This window comes from Neorhizobium sp. BETTINA12A, from assembly GCF_023006485.1.
Lineage (GTDB): Bacteria > Pseudomonadota > Alphaproteobacteria > Rhizobiales > Rhizobiaceae > Neorhizobium.
Map to the genome: position 1 here is coordinate 135,615 of NZ_JALBGW010000001.1, position 18,538 is coordinate 154,152.

Consider the following 18,538-nt stretch of genomic DNA (forward strand, 5'->3'; position numbering starts at 1 on the left):
TCAAGCCACGCCCGTTTCCGACCCGCCAAAGGAAAGCCATGTCGCAGCATCAACCCGGCAACCGACCGCACGACTTCACAGGAGGACTTTCGAGGCGCGAGGCAGGAGACTTCACCACGGACAAGCGTGTTCTCGTCCTGGTCGGGATGTCGATTGTCGTGGGCACCGGCGGCGCGTTCGCGGCATGGTGTCTTGTGAGCCTGATTGCGCTGGTCACCAACATCGTCTGGTTCGGCCATATCGGCATAGAACCGGCCTCGCTCGCAGGCGTGCCGCGGTCCCCGTGGATCTTGCTGATTCCTCCCTTGGGAGGATTTGTCATCGGTCTGATGGCCCGCTTCGGATCAGAGAAGATCCGAGGTCACGGCATTCCCGAGGCGATCGAGGCGATCCTCATCGGCGGCAGCCGGATGTCGCCCAAGGTCGCGGTGCTGAAGCCGCTGTCGTCGGCGATTTCGATCGGCACGGGTGGCCCCTTCGGTGCGGAAGGCCCTATCATCATGACGGGCGGAGCAATCGGATCGTTGTTCGCGCAATTCTTCCATATGAGCGCAGCCGAGCGCAAGACGCTGCTGGTGGCGGGGGCAGCGGCTGGCATGACGGCTATCTTCGGTTCGCCGATCGCAGCAGTCATGCTCGCCGTCGAACTCCTTCTGTTTGAATGGAAACCTCGCAGCTTCATCCCCGTTGCCGTCGCAGCGTGCGTCTCGATATGCTGGCGGCCGATGTTGTTCGGCACGGGGCCGCTGTTCCCCACGCACTATGACATCGCTCTGCCATGGTGGGGCATTTTGGCCTGTGCCGCGATCGGCATCGTATCGGGTCTGCAATCCGGGCTGCTCACCACTCTGCTCTACAAGATCGAGGATCTCTTCGAAGAGCTTCCGATACACTGGATGTGGTGGCCGATGCTCGGCGGCATCGTGATTGGCGTCGGGGGGTTGATCGAACCTCGCAGCTTGGGCGTCGGCTATGACATTATCGACGGTCTGCTCAACAACAAGCTGCTCGCCTCGACCGTCCTGACCATCCTCCTGGTCAAGACCTGTATCTGGTTATTTGCGCTGTCTTCCGGGACCTCCGGCGGGGTCCTCGCCCCTCTCCTGATTTTCGGCGGTGCTCTTGGCTGGCTTGTCGGTCTGGTAATGCCGGGTCATGATCCGGGCTTCTGGGCGTTGCTGGGAATGGCGGCGATGATGGGCGGGACGATGCGCGCGCCGCTGACGGGCACGTTCTTCGCGGTCGAGATCACGGGGGATATAAACACCTTGGTGCCGCTTTTGGCAGCGACGGTGGTCGCCTATGCCGTGACGGTCCTGCTCCTGCGCCGTTCGATCCTGACCGAGAAGATTGCGCGACGGGGGCAACACATCACCCGCGAATACGGCATCGATCCGTTCGAATTCACAAGGGCCGGTGAGATCATGATCAAGGAGGTGGACACGCTGCCGGCGACAATGACGGTAAGGGACGCCTGTGACCTCTTTGCGTCTCCGCAAAAAACCCACCGCATTTACCCCGTGATCGACAGCGCCGGGCGCTTGGCGGGGGTTGTGTCCCGAGGCGACGTACTTGGCTGGCAGGGGAAAGCCGAACTGGCGGAGCAAACGCTTGCCGAACGGGTTTCGGACGCTTCGGTCCCGGTTTGCCATCCGGAAGACACGGTCGGTTTCGTCGCAGATGTAATGCTTTCAACCGATACCGGACGGGTTCCGATCGTCGATCCCGTCAGCGGAAAATTGTGCGGGCTCGTTGCGCGAAAAGATCTTCTGCGCCTGAGAAGTTTGTTGCGAACCTCGGAATTCGAACGACGGCCATATCTTTCGACGACGACGCGAAATCACGCGAGCATGGGCAAAGACGCCGGCGTTGGACAAGCCGCGCAACGAAAAGAAATTGATTGAACCGTTGGCCACTTCGGCCCGATCAATGCCGCGTTCGTGTACATGTCCGCTCGTGAATTTCTTGATATACATCGCCTCACGACATACATTCGATGGGTGAGGAGAACGCCACGTTTTCGCATCCTCCTCCTCCTCCCCGGCATCCATTGATGAGGAGCATAAGGTATGAGCGACCACAGGAATGTGCCCAGTGTTTTGCAACGAATGACTGAAGATGTTGAGGCCGGCTACGGCTCCACCGTCCTATCTTCGCCGACCGCAAAGATGGATTTCCTTCGTGCCCAACTTGCTCAGCGAGGTCTGGCTTCAGAACGCATGAGTTGGAGATTGCTTCTGCTCGAATGGCAATACGATCTCGCGGTTCTCTTCGGGAATCTCGGTGATTGGATAAGGTATATCGATCGGCGCTTCAAATCCGACTGACGTATAGAAGTCTTCGGCCTGATTTTCGAGCTTGCCATATCGATCTCAGCCCCGACGGAAACCGCGCGCGGATGCGGCGGATTTCGGCAATAGGCTGTTAAGCCTAAGGATATCGCGACACGCCTCTATAAGCTCTCCTTAATAGTCGATACGTATTGTAGGCCTGCGACAGATCAGCGGCGGAATGGTAGGCGATCTTCATTGGCGACAGCATTTCCCCTACAGTTACACTCGTCTTCACTGCCCGCGGCTCCGGACGGAGATGCGGTTTCGATGGCAATTGCCCAAAACACCGCTCATCGACGGACGACAGTTCTTGTCATCGGCGCAGATGCAGCCAAGCTGGATCTCAGTCAGCTGCCGGTGGAAAACATTGAGATCTCGGTTGTCTCCCCATGCGACACCCTGGAGAACCTACAAACAGTCGTGGAGGCGTCACACCCTCACCTTATCCTGCTCGACATCACATTTGCAGATTTGTGCGGCGTCCAGACCTGCCGCAGCCTGAAGCTTAGTTCGGGGACATCTGAAATACCGGTGATCCTGGTCACTCCTGAGGGCGATATCGAAGGACGGATCGCCGGGTTTGAGGCCGGTGCGGTTGACTGTGTCTCAAGCATGATCGACAGCAGGGAACTTGGCGCGCGCGTGAATGCACAACTGGCGTCAAGCCGCGGCCGCAAGCAGATTCTTGGCCACGAACAACAGCTCCGCATCGCACTCGCCAGCATGAGCCAGGGGGTTTGCCTCTTCAACGCCGACGGCACGCTGGCGCTATCCAACAGTCGCTACGCCGAGGTTTACGGCGTGGACCCAGCCTTGATCCACCCTGGGCAGTCGCTCGAAGACATCCTAAAGCTGCGGAACGAAGTCGGCGCCGTCCCGACGATGTCCACGGAGGAATATCTCGCATGGGCGGAAGACACGAACGCCGCGGGGTCGTCGCAGGTCTGGGTAAAAGAACTTAGATCGGGCAAAGTCATCCGAGGCTGCCATCAGCGCACCGCCGACGGGGGATGGGTGTCGACGCATGAGGACGTTACCGAGGCGCGACTAGCCGAACGATCCCTTGCTCAGGCTCATGCCCAGGCCGAACACGCAGAGCAGGAGGCGCGGGCAGCGCATGCGCGCCTGCTGGCCGCCTTCGAAGTCGTCCCCGAAGGCTTGGCACTGTTCGATGAAGACGATCGATTTGTGATGTGGAATCGCCGCTACGAGCAGCTTTACGCCGATAGCGGCGCGCCCCTCGTCAAAGGCATGGGTTTCGAGGACAGACTTCGCAGCGGGCTGCAGCGTGGCCAATATCCCGAGGCGATCGGCCGTGAGGAAGAATGGCTGACCGATCGGTTGGCCCGTCACGCAGAGCCGAAGAGTGCTCATGAGCAGCGCCTGCCGGGGAATCGCTGGGTGCGGATCGAGGAAAGACGCGTCTCGGGTGGCGGAAGCGTGGGGATTCGCGTCGACATCACCGATCTCAAGATGCGCGAGGCTTCCTTCCGGCTATTGTTCGAAGGAAACCCTTTGCCAATGTGGGTTCAAGACCGGGAGAGCCTCCAGTTTCTCGACGTCAACCAGGCGGCTCTTGATCATTACGGCTATGATCGTGACCTTTTTCTTTCCATGACACTCTTGGACATCCTTCCGCCGGAGGATTGGGAAAGAATGAGGGTCGCGGCCGCCGCCGCAGAGCATGGCCGCGAAGCCAATCGGTCTCAGCGGCATCGGACAGCTCGCGGAGCCGAAATCGAGGTCTTTATCTACTCAAGCCAACTCGCCTTCGACAGTCGTCCGGCGTCGCTGATTGCCGCTGTCGACGTCACCGAGCGGAAACGGGCGGAACGGGCGCTGCTTCAGCACCGCGATGATCTCGAGGAAACAGTGCGCAGCAGAACCGCGGAAATCGCGCGCCAGGCTGCGGAACTCGAACGGATGCTTGATCAAGAACGGCAGGTCAACGAGTTGCAGCGGCAATTCGTTTCGATGGCGTCTCACGAATTCCGGACTCCGCTTTCGATCATCGACGGCGCGGCGCAGCGTCTCGTCCGCCGCAAGAACGCGGTCACACCGGAGTTTATCGGTGAGAAGACGGAGCAGATCCGCGGCGCAGTTTCGCGAATGCTTGAGTTGATGGAAAGCATTCTGGCGGTCGGGCGCTTGGATCACGGTTATATCGATATCGTTCGCAAGCCATGCGCACTGGGCGACATCATTAGGACCTGCAGTGCGCGGCAAGAGAGCATACGCAAATCTCACCGGTTCCTGCTCGATCTGGAGCGGCTTCCCTCGACTATTTATGGCGACGGCGCGGCGCTGGAGCAAGTGTTCACCAATCTCTTCTCAAACGCCGTGAAATACGCGCCGGACTCTCCGAACGTCTATGTCACGGGGTCGCAGCAAAACGACTGTGTCCAGATTACCGTTCGCGACGAAGGCATCGGCATCGACGCGGATGACTTGCCGAAGATGTTTGGACGTTATTTCCGAGCGAGAAGTTCGTCCGGCATCGCTGGCACGGGTATCGGCCTGAACCTGGTGAAGCAGGTGGTCCAGTTGCATGGCGGCGAAATTCACGTCGACAGCGTGAAGGGCGAAGGAACGGTGTTTACGGTCAATCTGCCGATCGCGCGGCCCGAGCAGATGGAGGCGGACACGGCCGGGACGATCGTCCGGACAAACCTGCCGATCGAGGCCCAGGCGTAAAAGTAAAACTGGCGACCCGAGTCCGGTCGGCTCGCTAGCCCGTCTTGTCCCCAGTCATCTGCACCCTAAATCCGGCACATGGACGCCAAGCGAATTATAGGTTCTACCAAATCGGCAACAGCGTCTTCGCGGAAACCTCTGCCGAGGCTGAGTCCGGCCATAGTGGAACAGGTCGAGCGCCTCCTGGGCGGACGCACGCGGGATATCCGGCTCAATGGGGATCTGGCCCGGCTTTTTCGCGAACGTTCCTGGCCGCAGACTGCCAAGATCATCCGCGCGTGGATGATCTGGGTTATCGTGCTCGACGTCCTGACGTTGGGCCTCTACGCAATCCTGCTCCCGACCGAAACCGTGATGACGATGCTGTGGCCGGCATCCCTCCTTCCTCCCGCAGCTCTTGTCGCCGCGATGGTCTTCCTGCGACCGCACGCTTTATGGCTGCAGGGCGTTATCATTCTCTCGGCAGTCTTTCTCATCCTCCTGTCCGTCGCTTTGGTCGGTGTTCACGCGGGTGGCGAGTTCTACGAGCGCCATCTGACCATCATGCTTTTTGTGGCGGTCACCGCCGTCATTATATTTCCCATTCCGCTTGGTTGGGCGATGGCGATCAGTGCTTTTGCTCTCGGTATCTATTTTGTTTTTCAACTGCACAATCCGAACATCCAGGTGGGAAGTGCTCTCGCCGGAACGCTGTTTTTCGCGAGCGGTGTCGTAGCAACCATCGTTGCCCGACGCACCGCAACGATTCTGGCTCACAAGACCTTCCTGCTCGAGTTACGAGATCGAAGTCGCCTCGCGGAGCTAACTGACGCCAATTCCCAGCTGGAACTGCTGGCCCGAACCGACCCGCTGACCGGCGTCGCCAACCGGCGTTCGATGATGGAGACGCTCCATCAGTTCTGGAACGCCGACCTTAAACAAACGAGCGGTGCGGCGATGCTGATGTGCGATGTCGACGACTTCAAACGCCTCAACGATAATCTCGGGCATGCCGAAGGCGACCGATGCCTGGTGAAAGTCGCCGGCATCATCCAAAGCAGTATGAGAGACGAGCGAGACCAGGTCGCCCGTTATGGAGGGGAAGAGTTTCTCGTCTTCCTCCCGGGCGCCGACGAACAGGAGGCCAGGGTGATCGCAGAGAGAATCCGCAACAGAGTAGAAGCTGCGTCTCTTCCAAACCCCACCTCTCGCGTCGTTCCTTATGTCACTGTCAGCATTGGAGTGGCGATATTGATGCAAGATTGCGGGCTGGTGTCGGCGGAACATCTTCAGCGCCAGGCGGATGCGGCCCTCTACCTTGCCAAAAAGGCCGGCCGCAACTGCCTGGTGGTCCATTCTCCAGAGACCGGCCAGGCCTCCGATTGACCTGCCGGCTCCCTGTATCGGGTCTTCAAGTCAAAGACCATGACGGACGATTGGCGCCGCCCCGACGGAAGCCTGCGGTTCCGGATTTGGCTATGCCGGATCGAAGTCGATAACCGCGACTTCGTGATCCGCGATGGCCGGCACCTCGAAAACAAGCTCGGTGCCCTGCTTTATGGCCGGAACAGAGCGGCCGCGTACGGTCAGGCGGATGTTAGAGGATATTATTCTCGAGCCGATGCGCAGGCGGACCGTGATCGGACCAACGGGCAGAAGTTCGTCCTGTCGTCCAGGCATTTTCGCCATGATCAGGCGGTTATTGAGATGCAGGACATAGCGACCTTGCTGCTCGTAAAGCGCCGGGCTTATGACACCGTGCCCACCTTCGATCGACACCAGTTGCCGATCAGCGAGAGCCCAACGGACAGCGTTGGCGATGATCGTCGCATGTTCCGGATGCTCGTCGCGGGCAAAACACCGGTCGAGATCGCCAACCAACCAGATCAGCTTGCTGCCGCTGGCCGGCTCGCGGAGCGTGATCATCGGTAGATCCGACCGGGGCTGGCGCATCCAGGAGGTTTCCGGCGGATAGATCGGGAATTCGGGAACGAAGGTCGCCAGGACCGCCACGTCATCATCGACGCCGACGACGGGAAGGAAGCCGCCGAACGGAATCGTGTCCGTTCCTTCCAGACCGCTTAACAGCGGATGGCGTATTCCGATGGCAGCCGGCGCCGTGTTATCCGTCGGGCCATAAAGGGCAGCCCGCAGTTCCGGGACAAGGCGGAGATAGGTATGTCTTGCGGCAACCTCGATATCCGGGTTGGCGAGCTCCTGCCCGCCCCGTGACCCGCTGCCACGGCGCACGCCAAAAAGATCCGCCAGTGCAAAATCTCGCCTCTGATCGCCTGAAACATCATAGAGGCTGGTTTCCGACGTGGCGATTACCGAGCCACCCGCTTGCGCGAATGCCTTTACGGCGTTCACCTGATCGTCCGACATCGCGCCGAGATTGGGCAGAATGAGGACGCCGACGCGGCCGATCGCACCAGCCACGTCATCGGCGTGGATCGGCAAATAGGTGACCCCGGCGCGATCGAGGGCACGGATCGCTCCCCTGTAGGGGTTCATCGTGCGGTCGTTGGCTTTGTCCTGGCCGTGGAAGTCATGGTTGTCCTGCGACCACACCACACCCACGTCGGCCAGCGGCCTGCGATTGAGAAGAATATCCTCATTGGCTTCATGCCAGGAGAAGATCGGCTCTGCGCTTTTGTACTGGCGCCGGTCTTCGTGGAGTGAGCCGATATGGTGCCACCACGGCTGGATGCCCCCGGCAAAGCCGGCCGACGACCATAACCTCACCTCTGCCGCGGGCATGCTTGCGAGCCGGAAGGCCGGGCTTCCGAGCTGGTATTGCGGCATGCTTTCCGGAATGAGCTTTTCCCAACCGCCCACTTCATGCAGCCGCTTGCCCGCTTCCGTATTGTCGGCAAACCCATCCACGGGATTGCGGCGCTGGTGGTCGAGCATGACGATTTCGGTGCGCGCGAGAATGGCTTTCAGATCGATGAAGCGCGAACTGTTGTTCAGCACGTCGCCGCTGATCATGCCCATCCACCGGCAATGTTTGCCGCCGGCTTTCATCGTGACGGAGTTGTTAAGTTCCCAGATGTCGGTGCGGCGCTGATAGTTCCAGCGCACCCATCGCCGATAACGCTCGTCGGACCAGTCTTGAGCAGACGGCAGGTCGATGCCGGCATGGGCGCGGAACTGCTCTGCGCAATGCCGGCAATGGCAGATGTTCTTGCGCGGAATGCCGGCCCAGCTGTTGTCGGCAAAACCGTCCGGATTGCTGTGTTCGATAATCTCCCGCATGACCTGCGGCAGATATTCCCAGTAGTAGGGCGAATTGATGCAGGTGATGTATTTGTCCGCCTGACGATATGGCTTTCCGGTCGCGTCGACACAGATCCAATCCGGATGAGCGCGGTAAAAGTCTTCCGCAACCCGGTTCGAATCCATGCGGGCTATCACCTTCAGCCCCGCTTCCCGTGCATCCTTGACGATTTCGCCGTAGAGGTCCCTTTCCCCAAGCGTGTGAGCGCGATGATGAAGCGGGAAAGCGGAAGGATAATAGGCAACAATGCCGCCGGCATTGACGATCACGCCTTGGATGCGCGTGTTTTTCCAGTGTGCCCGCCACCAGGCACCATCGTAGCGATCCGGATCGATCTCGACCAGGTTGGTCTGTCCCCAACGTGTTGTGGTTCTGTACCAGGGTTCTTCAGCCATTAAATATCCTCCCTTGGCCTGTCGGCTTCCTCTGCGATCAACCTCTTGTCTGCCGATCCGCGCGGCGCCTCCTCGACGCGCTTGCTCAGATCATATTCGTCCACCCAGCAGGTGTTTCGCGCGGCAAGGGTTCAGCGATCGTCGCCTGCAGTACGCGTCTGTTGGGGAGCCGAAGCATCGTCATCCCGCACCGGTTGCGCCCTGCGATCGGTGCTGGCGCGCTTGACGATGTCGAACCCGACGTCAACGATGCGCTCATCGTCCGGCTCGCCGTCCAGCTGTCGGCGCAGGGCAATCACCGCGTCGTGTCCGACGGTCCAGCGATGCGTTCTGACACTCGACATGGCGGGCGACGCCGCCTCCATGAAATCCTCGTCGTTGAACCCGGCGATGCCGAAATCATTCGGAACCGACAAACCGCGGGCCTGGCACTCGAAGAGGGCGCCAAGCGCCAGCACGTCGTTGTTGCAGAAAACCGCATCCATACGGGGTTCCCTGTTCCAAAGCTCGCTAAGCAGTTCCCGACCCATTGCAGGCGTCGAATATTGATGCTTGTCCCAACTGCCCCGCAGCGCGAGCGCGCCAAGATCACCGGCTGCGTTCGTCAATCGCGGATCGAATATCCCGGCCTCTTCGAGCGCTTCGACGTAACCCGACAGACGCCCCTTCGAACGGCTGTTCATCCAACCGCTGAGAAAACCGATACGGCGATATCCGACTTCGATGAGATGTTGGGTCATCGCCTTGGCGGCGTTGTGATGGGAAAATCCGATGATCTTGTTGACCGGATTGTCGGACAGATCCATGATCTGGATCACTGGGCAGTTGGCTTTTTCCAGCATCCGCCGGGAACCGGCATTCTGGTCAATGCCCGAGACGATCAGGCCGGCCGGCTTGTGCCGGAGAAGTTCAGCCAGAAGTCGCTCCTCCTCGTCCAGATCGTAACGCGTGTTGCCGACCTGGATGTGCAGCCTCGTATGGCCTATCCCGTCATAGATGCCGCGCAGGACATCCGCGAAGATGTGCTGGGTCAGGGAGGGAACGAGGACGCCGACCACATCGCTGCGGGTGGATGCCAGGGCCCTCGCATTGAGATTGGGAACATAGCCAAGCTCGCGGACGGCGGTATCGATCTTTTCCCGAAGCATATCGGACACCAGCGATGGATCGCGCAGGGCCCGGGAGACCGTAATCGCTCCCACACCCGCCAGTGCGGCCACGTCGGCTATCGTGGGTCTACCGTCCGTCCGGCGTTTCGACATCTAAGGCTCCATCAAGTGAATGTCCGACGGCGTCGCATCTGCAGAGATGTTTGCCGCACGGCCATGTTTGCGATGGCCGGGATGTTATCCGCGTTGCCCGAGGTAATCCATTTGCCCTGCCGGACCTTTCGGCCTTTGTCTCCGCGCATGCTAAAAAATCGCTCTTCAGTGCTTGACGATCCGTCGATGGCAGCGCTACCATCGGATTGCATTGTTCGTCAACCGTCTTGTGCCGTGGAGGCGGAACAGGGTTCGGTACGCCCAGGGAGGGAGTGACATGGCAATATCTCGGCGCATGTTTATCGGCCGCACGGCTGCAACTATTGCTGGTGCAAGCATAGCGACCAGTTTGAGCGGATCTGCTTTCGCACAGGCATCAGACACGCTGCGGCTGGCCTTTGCCGCCCGCGGCGTACGCACCATAGATCCGGCACGTTCGATTCAGGGCGCCGACGAATGGGCCATCATTCATATCTTCGACAAACTGGTCGAAGTGCCGCTCGGGCATTTCCCGACCAGCGTCGCCGAGGTCCAGCCAAGCCTTGCGACCAGCTGGTCGGTGACACCGGACGCCAAGAGCTGGACATTCCAGCTTCGCCAGGGCGTGAAATTCCACAAGGGCTACGGCAACCTGACGTCAGACGATGTGAAATTCACGTTCGATCGCCTGCGCAACGACAAGGCACTGGGCGGCAACCGCGTCCTGTTCGACAATATCGCGGACGTCAAGGTGGACGGTCCGGCGACGGTGATCTTCACCCTCAACCAGCCGGACCCGCTGTTCATCATGGGCCCGCTCAGCCATTATTCGTCGAGCATCATTTCCCGCAAGGCGCTTGAGGAAAAGGGGGCGCCGGCCTTCGAAAAGGATCCGATCGGAACCGGGCCTTACCAGCTCGCCAGCGTCGAAAGCGATCCCTCACAGGGCGTGAAGCTGACCGTCAACAAGGACTATTTCGGAGACGCGCCGGCAACTCCCAATCTTCAGATCCGCTATATCGCCGATACCACGGCCCGGACGCTGGCCCTGTTGTCCGGCGACGTCCACATGATCGAAGGGGTGCGCGCGCCGGGCTGGGTGCCGTCGATCCAGCAGCGGAATGCCAAGCTGCATTTCGATGTGGCTTCACCGGGCAGCTTCTTCACCGTGTCCATGAACCTGACTGTCAAACCTTTCGACGATATCCGCGTTCGGCAGGCCATTGCCTATCTGATCAATCGCGACGAACTCGCGAGCGCCATGGCACCGGTCAGCCAGCGCACGTATGGCCTCAATCCGCCGTCGTTTCTCGGCGGTTTCACCGCCGATACCATACCGGCGGCCGTGCGCTACGACCACGATCCGAAAAAGGCCAAGCAACTGCTGGCCGAAGCAGGCTTTCCGAACGGGCTGTCTTTCAACGCCTATACCTCGCAGCGAGAAGACTATTCCTCGGTGATGCTGATCATCCAGGAACAGCTTCGCGCCGGCGGCGTGGAGATGAAGCTGGACATCAAGGACCACACGGCCTTCCATGCCGACCAGGCGAAGGGCACCAATACGATGTTCCAGCGCTCGGCAGCCTATCCTCCGGTCCCGACCCAGGCGATCATCGAGCAGCTGACGGCCGCCGCTGAGGTCAAGTCCGACGGCTCGGGCGGTCCGAACTTCAGCCACTACGGCGTTGCCATTCCCGGCATCGACGAGATGCTGAAGAAAGCGATGCAGGAGCCCAATCTCGAGAAGCGTGTGAAGCTGGTCCAGGAGATCGAGGTCAAGTTCCTGACCGACATGCCGCTCCTGCCGATCAGCGACAACGGTTATCTGGTCGTGCGCGCCGCCAATGTCGACCTCGGTTACGAACTCAAGTCGGGTTACGCCCACTGGCGTCTGACAAGAGCGAAAATCGGCTGATCGACGCCGCGTGACTTCCAAACGACGACGCCGGCCGGGAACCCTTCCCGGTTGGTCCGACCATGGCCAGTTCAAGACATTCGTTTGCCGGGACGGCGAAGGCCGCGGAGCGCAGGCAATCGCCGCCGCATTCAACGACGAATGGTTTCATATTCTAAGGATGACGTTATGACTGCACCGACTTCGGTCACCATTGTTCTGCCTGATGCGGATGACGCCGCGCTTCATCCGGTCCGTTGGGCGGCGACCGAACTGCAGGCGGCCCTTGCCCGCCGCAATGTGCAGGCTCAAATCGCAAGCGCCGCACAATCGGGAACGATCATCACCGTCTCCGGAGCCGGTCTCCCCGGGAGCCCCGACATGGCGGTCGACCTGCCGGAGACACCGGAGAGCTTCGTTCTTACCCGGCGGGGCGATCGCATTTCCGCCTGGGGCTCCGACATCCGCGGACTGGTCTTCGCTTTGACCGAACTCGCCGACCGTGTGCAGTTTGCGTCCGGAGTGGATCTCTTCGAGGGAACCTACCCCCTTGTCGAGCGGCCATCCGCCCGCGTGCGCAGCATGAGCCGAATGTTTTGCAGCGAACAGGAAGACAAGGTCTGGTTTTACGACCGCCAGCAGTGGCGCGATTATCTCTCGATGCTCGCGACAAATCGTTTCAACCGTTTCTCGCTCGCGCTCGGCTTCGGATACAACTACCCTTATCACAACCCCTGGATCACCGACGTCTACTTCTATTTCCCCTATCCATATCTGCTCGACCTTCCAGGCCATGACGTGAAGGTGGTGGAACTGCCGGAGGGCGAGCGCGAGCGGAACCTCGACATGCTCAAATTCATCGGCCGGGAAGCCGCCAGGCGCGGCCTTGAATTCCAGCTTGCGCTGTGGACCCAGCGATATGATTTCGATGACGTACCACGCGCCAACTATACCGTCCGCGGCGTCACCAAAGACAATCTCGCACCCTATTGCCGCGACGCGATCACCACGCTTCTGAAGGAAGTACCGGAAATCACCGGCCTTACCTTCCGGGTGCATGTGGAAGGTGGCATCGCCGAGGGTGAATACGGTTTTTGGGAGGACGCGTTCGCCGGCGTTGCGGCTGCGGGCCGGCCCGTCGAAATCGACATGCACGGCAAGGGTCTCGACCACAAGATGATCGGGATTGCCCGTGACAGCGGCATGCCGATCGCCGCCTCGCCAAAATATCTCGCGGAGCATATGGGACCGCCCTACCACCAATCGGCAATCCGCGAGAAGGAATACCCGCCGGAGGTTGCTCGCAGCGAACGGGAGCAACTGAGCGAGGGGTCGCGAAAATTCCTGCGCTACTCCTATGGCGATCTGCTGACGGCCGACAAGGACTATAAGGTCATCTACCGCATCTGGCCGGGCACGCAGCGCGTGCTCCTGTGGGGAGACCCCGAATTTGCAGCCGGTTACGGCCGCAGCTCGATGTTTGCCGGGTCGGACGGCGTGGAATGGTGCGAGCCGCTGGGCTTCAAGGGCCGCATGGGGACAGGCATTCCGGGCGGACGCTTCAACTACCAGAAACAGGGCTATGCCACGCGGTACGATTGGCAGAAATACGACTATCAATATCGGGTCTGGGGTCGGTTGCTCTACAACCCCGATGCGCCGCGCGAAAGCTGGATGCGCTATCTCCAGCAGGTCTGCGGCGATGCCGCCGAGGAATGCGAAAAAGGCATGTCCTGGGCAAGCCGTGTTCTGCCGCTGGTCACTCTCGCGCATGGGCCATCCGCCTCGAACAACCACTACTGGCCGGAGGTCTACACCAACCTTGCGCTCGTCGAAGGCTCCGGTCGACGCGCCTATGGGTTCGACATGGAAGGTCCGGTTCGGTTCGGCAATGCACCGACATTCGATCCAACGCTGTTTGCCAATGCGCGTGAATATGCCGAATTGCTGCTCGCCGGAGAACCGTCGCATCGCTTTACGCCGCTGGATGTCGCCGATTGGCTGGACGAGATGGCAAATGGCTGCGAAAGCGAAGTCCTGAAGGCCAACAGCACATCCAGCTTCGGCAGGATTGCCGTCCAGAGAATGCTCGTCGATATCCGGATCTGCGCCGGACTGGCGCGGTTTTTTGCAGAACGCTTCCGGGCAGCATGCTGGGCTGAACTGTTCGTCGCGACCAAGGTCACGCCGTTGATGGACCGCGTTATCGACCATGCAAGACGTTCGCTGATGGCATGGGAAAAGATTGCCGATATCTCGCGCGATCTTTACGCCGATGACCTTACCTATGGTCCGCAATCATGGCTGCGTGGATCCTGGCATTCGAGGTTGCCGGAAATGCAGGCGGAAGTGGCCGATCTGGAGTCGCTCCGCGGCGGCGGTTGCTATGAGAGCGTTGAGGCAAGCCCGAAGGCCGCAGCGGCAATCGCCGCGCTGGAGGCACGTTTTCCGGTTCTGTCCCAGCCCTCCGGCGTGACCGGTGCACCGACCTTCAAGCCGGGCGCCGATTTCGAAGTCCGGTTCGATGGAAAGGCGGAAGGTGAACCGACACTGCATTACCGCCACATCAACCAGGCAGAACGGTGGAAGTCGCTTCCGATGAAGGACAAGTCCGGAGGTTTTGCCGCCACGGTGCCGGGCACCTACACGCAGTCGCGATATCATCTGCAATATTTCGTCAGCTTTCGGCAAAATGGGCGCTCTTGTCTGTCGCCGGGATTGCAGCCGAACCTGTCCAACGAGCCTTATTTCACGTCGTTACAAAATTGAGGCTGGCTGTCGGCGGTTTGCTGCGTGAAAATAGCGTGTTCCGGAATGCGAGGAGGCAGGATCGGAACCGCGACCAGGGAGGAGGAACACACCATGGCGCGATATTTGCTGCTGAGACTGGCCGATGCCATTCCCACGGTTCTGCTTGTGCTGACGCTCGTCTTCATCGCCATGCGCATCTTGCCCGGCGACCCGGCGATCGCGGCCCTGGGGGACATGGCAACACCCGAACAGCTGGAAATCTTCCGCGAGCGGATGGGGCTCAACGCCCCGCTGTGGATGCAATATTTCAGCTTCCTGTGGGGGATGCTGACGCTCGACTTCGGCACGTCGTTGATGAACAACCAGTCGGTGCTCAGGCTGATTGCCTATAACCTGCCCTACACGATCGAGCTGACGATCGTCGCCATGATCATGGGGGTCGGCGTCGGGATTCCACTCGGCGTGCTGGCCGCGACACACAGGAACAAGGCACCGGACGCCGCCGTTCGCGGTTTCTCGCTACTGGGCTATGCCGTGCCGGACTTTTACCTCGGCGCCCTGCTGCTGATCACCTTTTCACTGAACATGGGGTTATTTCCGATCAATGGCGGCGGCGAAGGTTTTGTCGACCGCATGCATCACGTCTTCCTGCCGGCCTTAACGCTCGCCATGGTCAAGGCCGCGTTCATCGGACGACTGACGCGAACCTCCCTGCTGGAGGTGTTCGGCAAGGACTATATTCGCACCGCACGTGCCAAGGGCGCACGGGAACGTCGGGTCATCTACCGGCACGGCCTGCGCAATGCGATGCTTCCGCTCACCACAGGTATCGGCCTCAGCATGCTTGCGACCCTGTCCGGGTCGGTCGCGATCGAACTGGTTTTCAACCGGCCGGGGATCGGCAAGCTGCTCATCAGCGCTATTGCTGAACGTGACTACGCGGTCATCCAGGGCGGTGTTGTGATTTTCGCGCTGTTTGTCGTGCTCATCAACCTCCTGATGGATCTCGTTTACATCGTCGTCGATCCCAGAATCCGGGTGCAGTAAATGGTCGTCACCACCGAAAACTCCCAACTCTCCTCACCCTTGCTTGCCCCGGAACCGAAGCCGCTCAGCCAGATCGGCTATACGCTGTTCTCGCGCCCCTCGACCATCATAGCGTTCATGGTCGTGCTGATCTTTATTGTAGTGGCGATCTTCGCGCCGCTCCTCGCACCATACGATCCGCTTGCCCAGAGCATCCTCAAGATCAACCGGCTCCCCTCTGCCAGCAACTGGCTCGGCACCGACCAGTTCGGACGCGACGTGCTCTCGAGAATGATCCACGGCTCCCGCAATTCATTGATTTTCGGCCTGATTTCTCCGGTACTGGCGGCGATCTGCGGGACTGTCCTCGGCGTCGTCGCAGGGTATTTCGGCGGCATTATCGATCGGGTGATCTCGCGCCTGATCGACCTGCTGCTGGCTTTTCCCGAACTGCTGCTCGCCATCATGATTGCGGCGGTGCTGGGTGGCGGCTTCTGGAACGTCATAGCAGTCATCACCGTCGCCTTCATTCCCGGCTTCGCCCGCGTGGCGCGCGCTTCGACGCTCGCGGTCAAGCAGGAGCCCTATATCGAGGCGGCCACGGCGATCGGCCTGCGCACACCGGTCATCATCTTCCGTCACGTCATTCCCAATATCGCAGCACCGATCGTGGTCCTGATGACGCTCTGGGTCGCCTCCGCGATCCGCCTTGAGGCGTCGCTGAGCTTCCTTGGCATCGGCACCCAACCGCCGAACCCGAGTTGGGGCAATATCATCCGCGACGGCCTCAACAATCTCTTCGGTTCGCCATGGCCGATTATCGGCGCCGGCTTCGCCATCACCTGCGTCGTCCTCTCGTTCAACCTTCTGGGCGACGTTGTGCGAGACGTGCTCGATCCGGAGATCTCCGAATGACGATGCCGCTCCTGAAGGTCGACAATCTCGCCGTCGAATTCGGCCCGAAGGCCAACCCGATCCGGGTGGTCGATGGCGTGAGTTTCGAAATCCCACCCGGAGGGGCGGTCGGAATCGTCGGGGAATCCGGATCCGGCAAGTCGATCACCTCGCTCTCTATCCTGCGGCTGATCTCCGAACCGCCGGGACGCATCGTGCAAGGCCGTATCGAATTCAACGGGGTCAACCTGCTCGACCTCCCGCGCTCGAAAATGCCCGAAATCCGCGGTCGGGACATCGCGATGATCTTCCAGGAGCCGATGAGTTCGCTGAACCCGGTCATGAAGATCGGCGACCAGATCGGCGAGGCAGTCATGCTCCACGAAGCAATGACCAGCGAGCAAAGGCGCGCGCGTGTCATCGAAATGCTGGGACTGGTCGGCATACCGGATCCGGCCGGGCGGGTGGATTCCTATCCGCATCAGTTCTCCGGCGGAATGCGTCAACGCGTGATGATCGCCATGGCATTGGCCTGCAATCCGAAACTACTGATCGCCGACGAACCGACGACGGCGCTCGACGTAACCATCCAGGCACAGGTTCTCGACCTGATGCACAAGCTGCGTCGCACGCTGAACACCGCGGTGCTGCTGATTTCGCACGATCTCGGCGTTATTGCGGATGTCTGCGAGCGGGTGGTGGTGATGTATGCCGGCAGGGTTGTCGAGGAAGCGGATGTCCTTTCGATTTTCCGCACGCCCAGTCACCCCTATACGCGGGGATTGTTGCAATCGATCCCGCGGCTCGACGACGACCGCGATCGTCTCTACCAGATCCCGGGATCGGTGCCGCTGGCCGGATCGATCAAGACAGGCTGTCCTTTCTACGAGCGATGTTCCTTGCGCATTGAAAAATGCGCCAGGGAAATGCCGCCGATGTTCTCCTTCGGACCGGACCAACGGGCGGCATGCTGGGTGACCGCCGGACAGGCGGATGCAAAAAAGAAGGAGGCATCCCTGCAATGACCGATCCCATCCTTCGCGTCGAAGACCTCGGCAAGACGTTCGGTTCCGGCATCGGCTTCAGCCTCGGGAAGCGGTCCGACGAGGTGCGTGCCGTCGACGGCTGTTCCTTCTCGGTCAATCACAGCGAAACGCTGGCGCTTGTCGGCGAATCCGGTTGCGGGAAATCCACCCTCGGCCGCCTTCTGCTGCGGCTGATCGATCCCACAGCCGGCAGGGTCCATTTCGACAATACCGAGCTGACCGGGCTGGCGCCCGCACAGATGCGCGACATGCGCCGCCACCTGCAGATGATCTTTCAGGACCCTTACGGCTCGCTCAGCCCCCGTCGCACAGTGGCCCAGATCATTGCCGAGCCGCTGGATGTGTTCGGCCTGGTCAGGTCCCGGCGCGACCGGCGGGAACGCGTTGCAGACCTGATGAACCAGGTGGGGCTTTCCCCGAGCTTCATGGACCGCAACCCGCGGCAGTTTTCCGGCGGCCAGCGCCAGCGCATCGGCATTGCACGCGCGATCGCGGTCGATCCGAAATTCATCGTGGCCGACGAACCCGTCTCCGCTCTCGATGTCTCCGTCCAGGCGCAGATCATCAACCTGATGCAGGACCTTCAAAGGAAGAAGAACTTCTCCTTCCTGTTCATCGCCCATGACCTTGCTGTCGTTCGCCACATCGCCGATCGCGTGGCGGTCATGTATCTTGGCCGGATCGTCGAGATCGGGCCGAAGAAACAGATCTACGGGATGCCGCAGCATCCCTATACGCAGGCGCTGTTATCGGCAGCGCCTGAACCGGATCCCGAACGCAAGGGCAAGCGCATCATTCTGGAAGGCGACGTCCCGAGCCCCAAACGCGTGCCACCGGGCTGCAGTTTCCATACCCGATGCCCGATCCGCCAGGAGATCTGCAGCATCGAGCGACCGCCACTGCGCGAAGTCGCACCGGGCCAATTGGCGGCCTGTCATTTCGCAAAGCCGTTTCCCATCCCGCTCACCAGGCCGTCTCCGGCCATCCCGGGCTGACGGCGCGTCA

General features: G+C 60.4%; 12 protein-coding genes. 10 read left to right on the plus strand and 2 right to left on the minus strand.

Annotation, left to right across the window (positions count from 1 at the left end):
• The first annotated feature begins 38 nt into the window (after nt 1-38).
• From MOV61_RS00665 to MOV61_RS00680, 4 genes are all read left to right on the plus strand, one after another.
• Nucleotides 39-1,904 (plus strand): chloride channel protein, encoded by a 1,866-nt coding sequence (locus MOV61_RS00665; protein ID WP_247135197.1) that lies wholly within the window; start codon nt 39-41, stop codon nt 1,902-1,904.
• A gap of 165 nt (nt 1,905-2,069) precedes the next feature.
• On the plus strand, nt 2,070-2,327 hold the full coding sequence (locus MOV61_RS00670) for a hypothetical protein (protein WP_247135151.1): 258 nt from the start codon (nt 2,070-2,072) through the stop codon (nt 2,325-2,327).
• 273 nt (nt 2,328-2,600) lie between these two features.
• The gene (locus tag MOV61_RS00675) at nt 2,601-5,027 is read left to right on the plus strand and encodes a PAS-domain containing protein (RefSeq protein ID WP_247135152.1); all 2,427 of its coding nucleotides are present in this window, start codon (nt 2,601-2,603) and stop codon (nt 5,025-5,027) included.
• 147 nt (nt 5,028-5,174) lie between these two features.
• Nucleotides 5,175-6,392: a GGDEF domain-containing protein gene (locus tag MOV61_RS00680; RefSeq protein WP_247135198.1), complete on the plus strand. Its 1,218-nt coding sequence runs from the start codon at nt 5,175-5,177 to the stop codon at nt 6,390-6,392.
• Between the two features lie 90 nt (nt 6,393-6,482).
• Here the strand turns inward: MOV61_RS00680 and MOV61_RS00685 are convergent, their stop codons facing one another.
• Both MOV61_RS00685 and MOV61_RS00690 read right to left on the minus strand, forming a co-directional pair.
• Nucleotides 6,483-8,681 carry an alpha-amylase family protein gene (locus MOV61_RS00685; protein ID WP_247135153.1) on the minus strand — a complete coding sequence of 733 codons (2,199 nt, stop codon included), beginning with the start codon at nt 8,679-8,681 and terminating at the stop codon, nt 6,483-6,485.
• A 131-nt stretch (nt 8,682-8,812) separates the two neighbouring features.
• Nucleotides 8,813-9,943: a LacI family DNA-binding transcriptional regulator gene (locus MOV61_RS00690; RefSeq protein ID WP_247135154.1), complete on the minus strand. Its 1,131-nt coding sequence runs from the start codon at nt 9,941-9,943 to the stop codon at nt 8,813-8,815.
• Between the two features lie 277 nt (nt 9,944-10,220).
• Here MOV61_RS00690 and MOV61_RS00695 point away from each other — a divergent pair, with 277 nt between their 5' ends.
• The 6 genes from MOV61_RS00695 (at nt 10,221) to MOV61_RS00720 (ending at nt 18,528) form a co-directional block, all read left to right on the plus strand.
• A complete protein-coding gene (locus MOV61_RS00695) occupies nt 10,221-11,837 on the plus strand; it encodes an ABC transporter substrate-binding protein (RefSeq protein WP_247135155.1) in 1,617 nt (538 codons plus the stop codon).
• 168 nt (nt 11,838-12,005) lie between these two features.
• Entirely contained in the window at nt 12,006-14,585 is a 2,580-nt protein-coding gene (locus MOV61_RS00700; RefSeq protein ID WP_247135156.1) for a hypothetical protein, read from the plus strand.
• 93 nt (nt 14,586-14,678) lie between these two features.
• Nucleotides 14,679-15,614 (plus strand): ABC transporter permease, encoded by a 936-nt coding sequence (locus MOV61_RS00705; protein WP_040125405.1) that lies wholly within the window; start codon nt 14,679-14,681, stop codon nt 15,612-15,614.
• Nucleotides 15,615-16,508 (plus strand): ABC transporter permease, encoded by an 894-nt coding sequence (locus tag MOV61_RS00710; protein ID WP_040125407.1) that lies wholly within the window; start codon nt 15,615-15,617, stop codon nt 16,506-16,508.
• 2 nt (nt 16,509-16,510) lie between these two features.
• Nucleotides 16,511-17,512 carry an ABC transporter ATP-binding protein gene (locus MOV61_RS00715; RefSeq protein ID WP_247032731.1) on the plus strand — a complete coding sequence of 334 codons (1,002 nt, stop codon included), beginning with the start codon at nt 16,511-16,513 and terminating at the stop codon, nt 17,510-17,512.
• Entirely contained in the window at nt 17,509-18,528 is a 1,020-nt protein-coding gene (locus tag MOV61_RS00720; RefSeq protein WP_247135157.1) for an ABC transporter ATP-binding protein, read from the plus strand. Before MOV61_RS00715 ends, MOV61_RS00720 begins: the two co-directional genes overlap by 4 nt.
• Nucleotides 18,529-18,538: the final 10 nt, after the last annotated feature.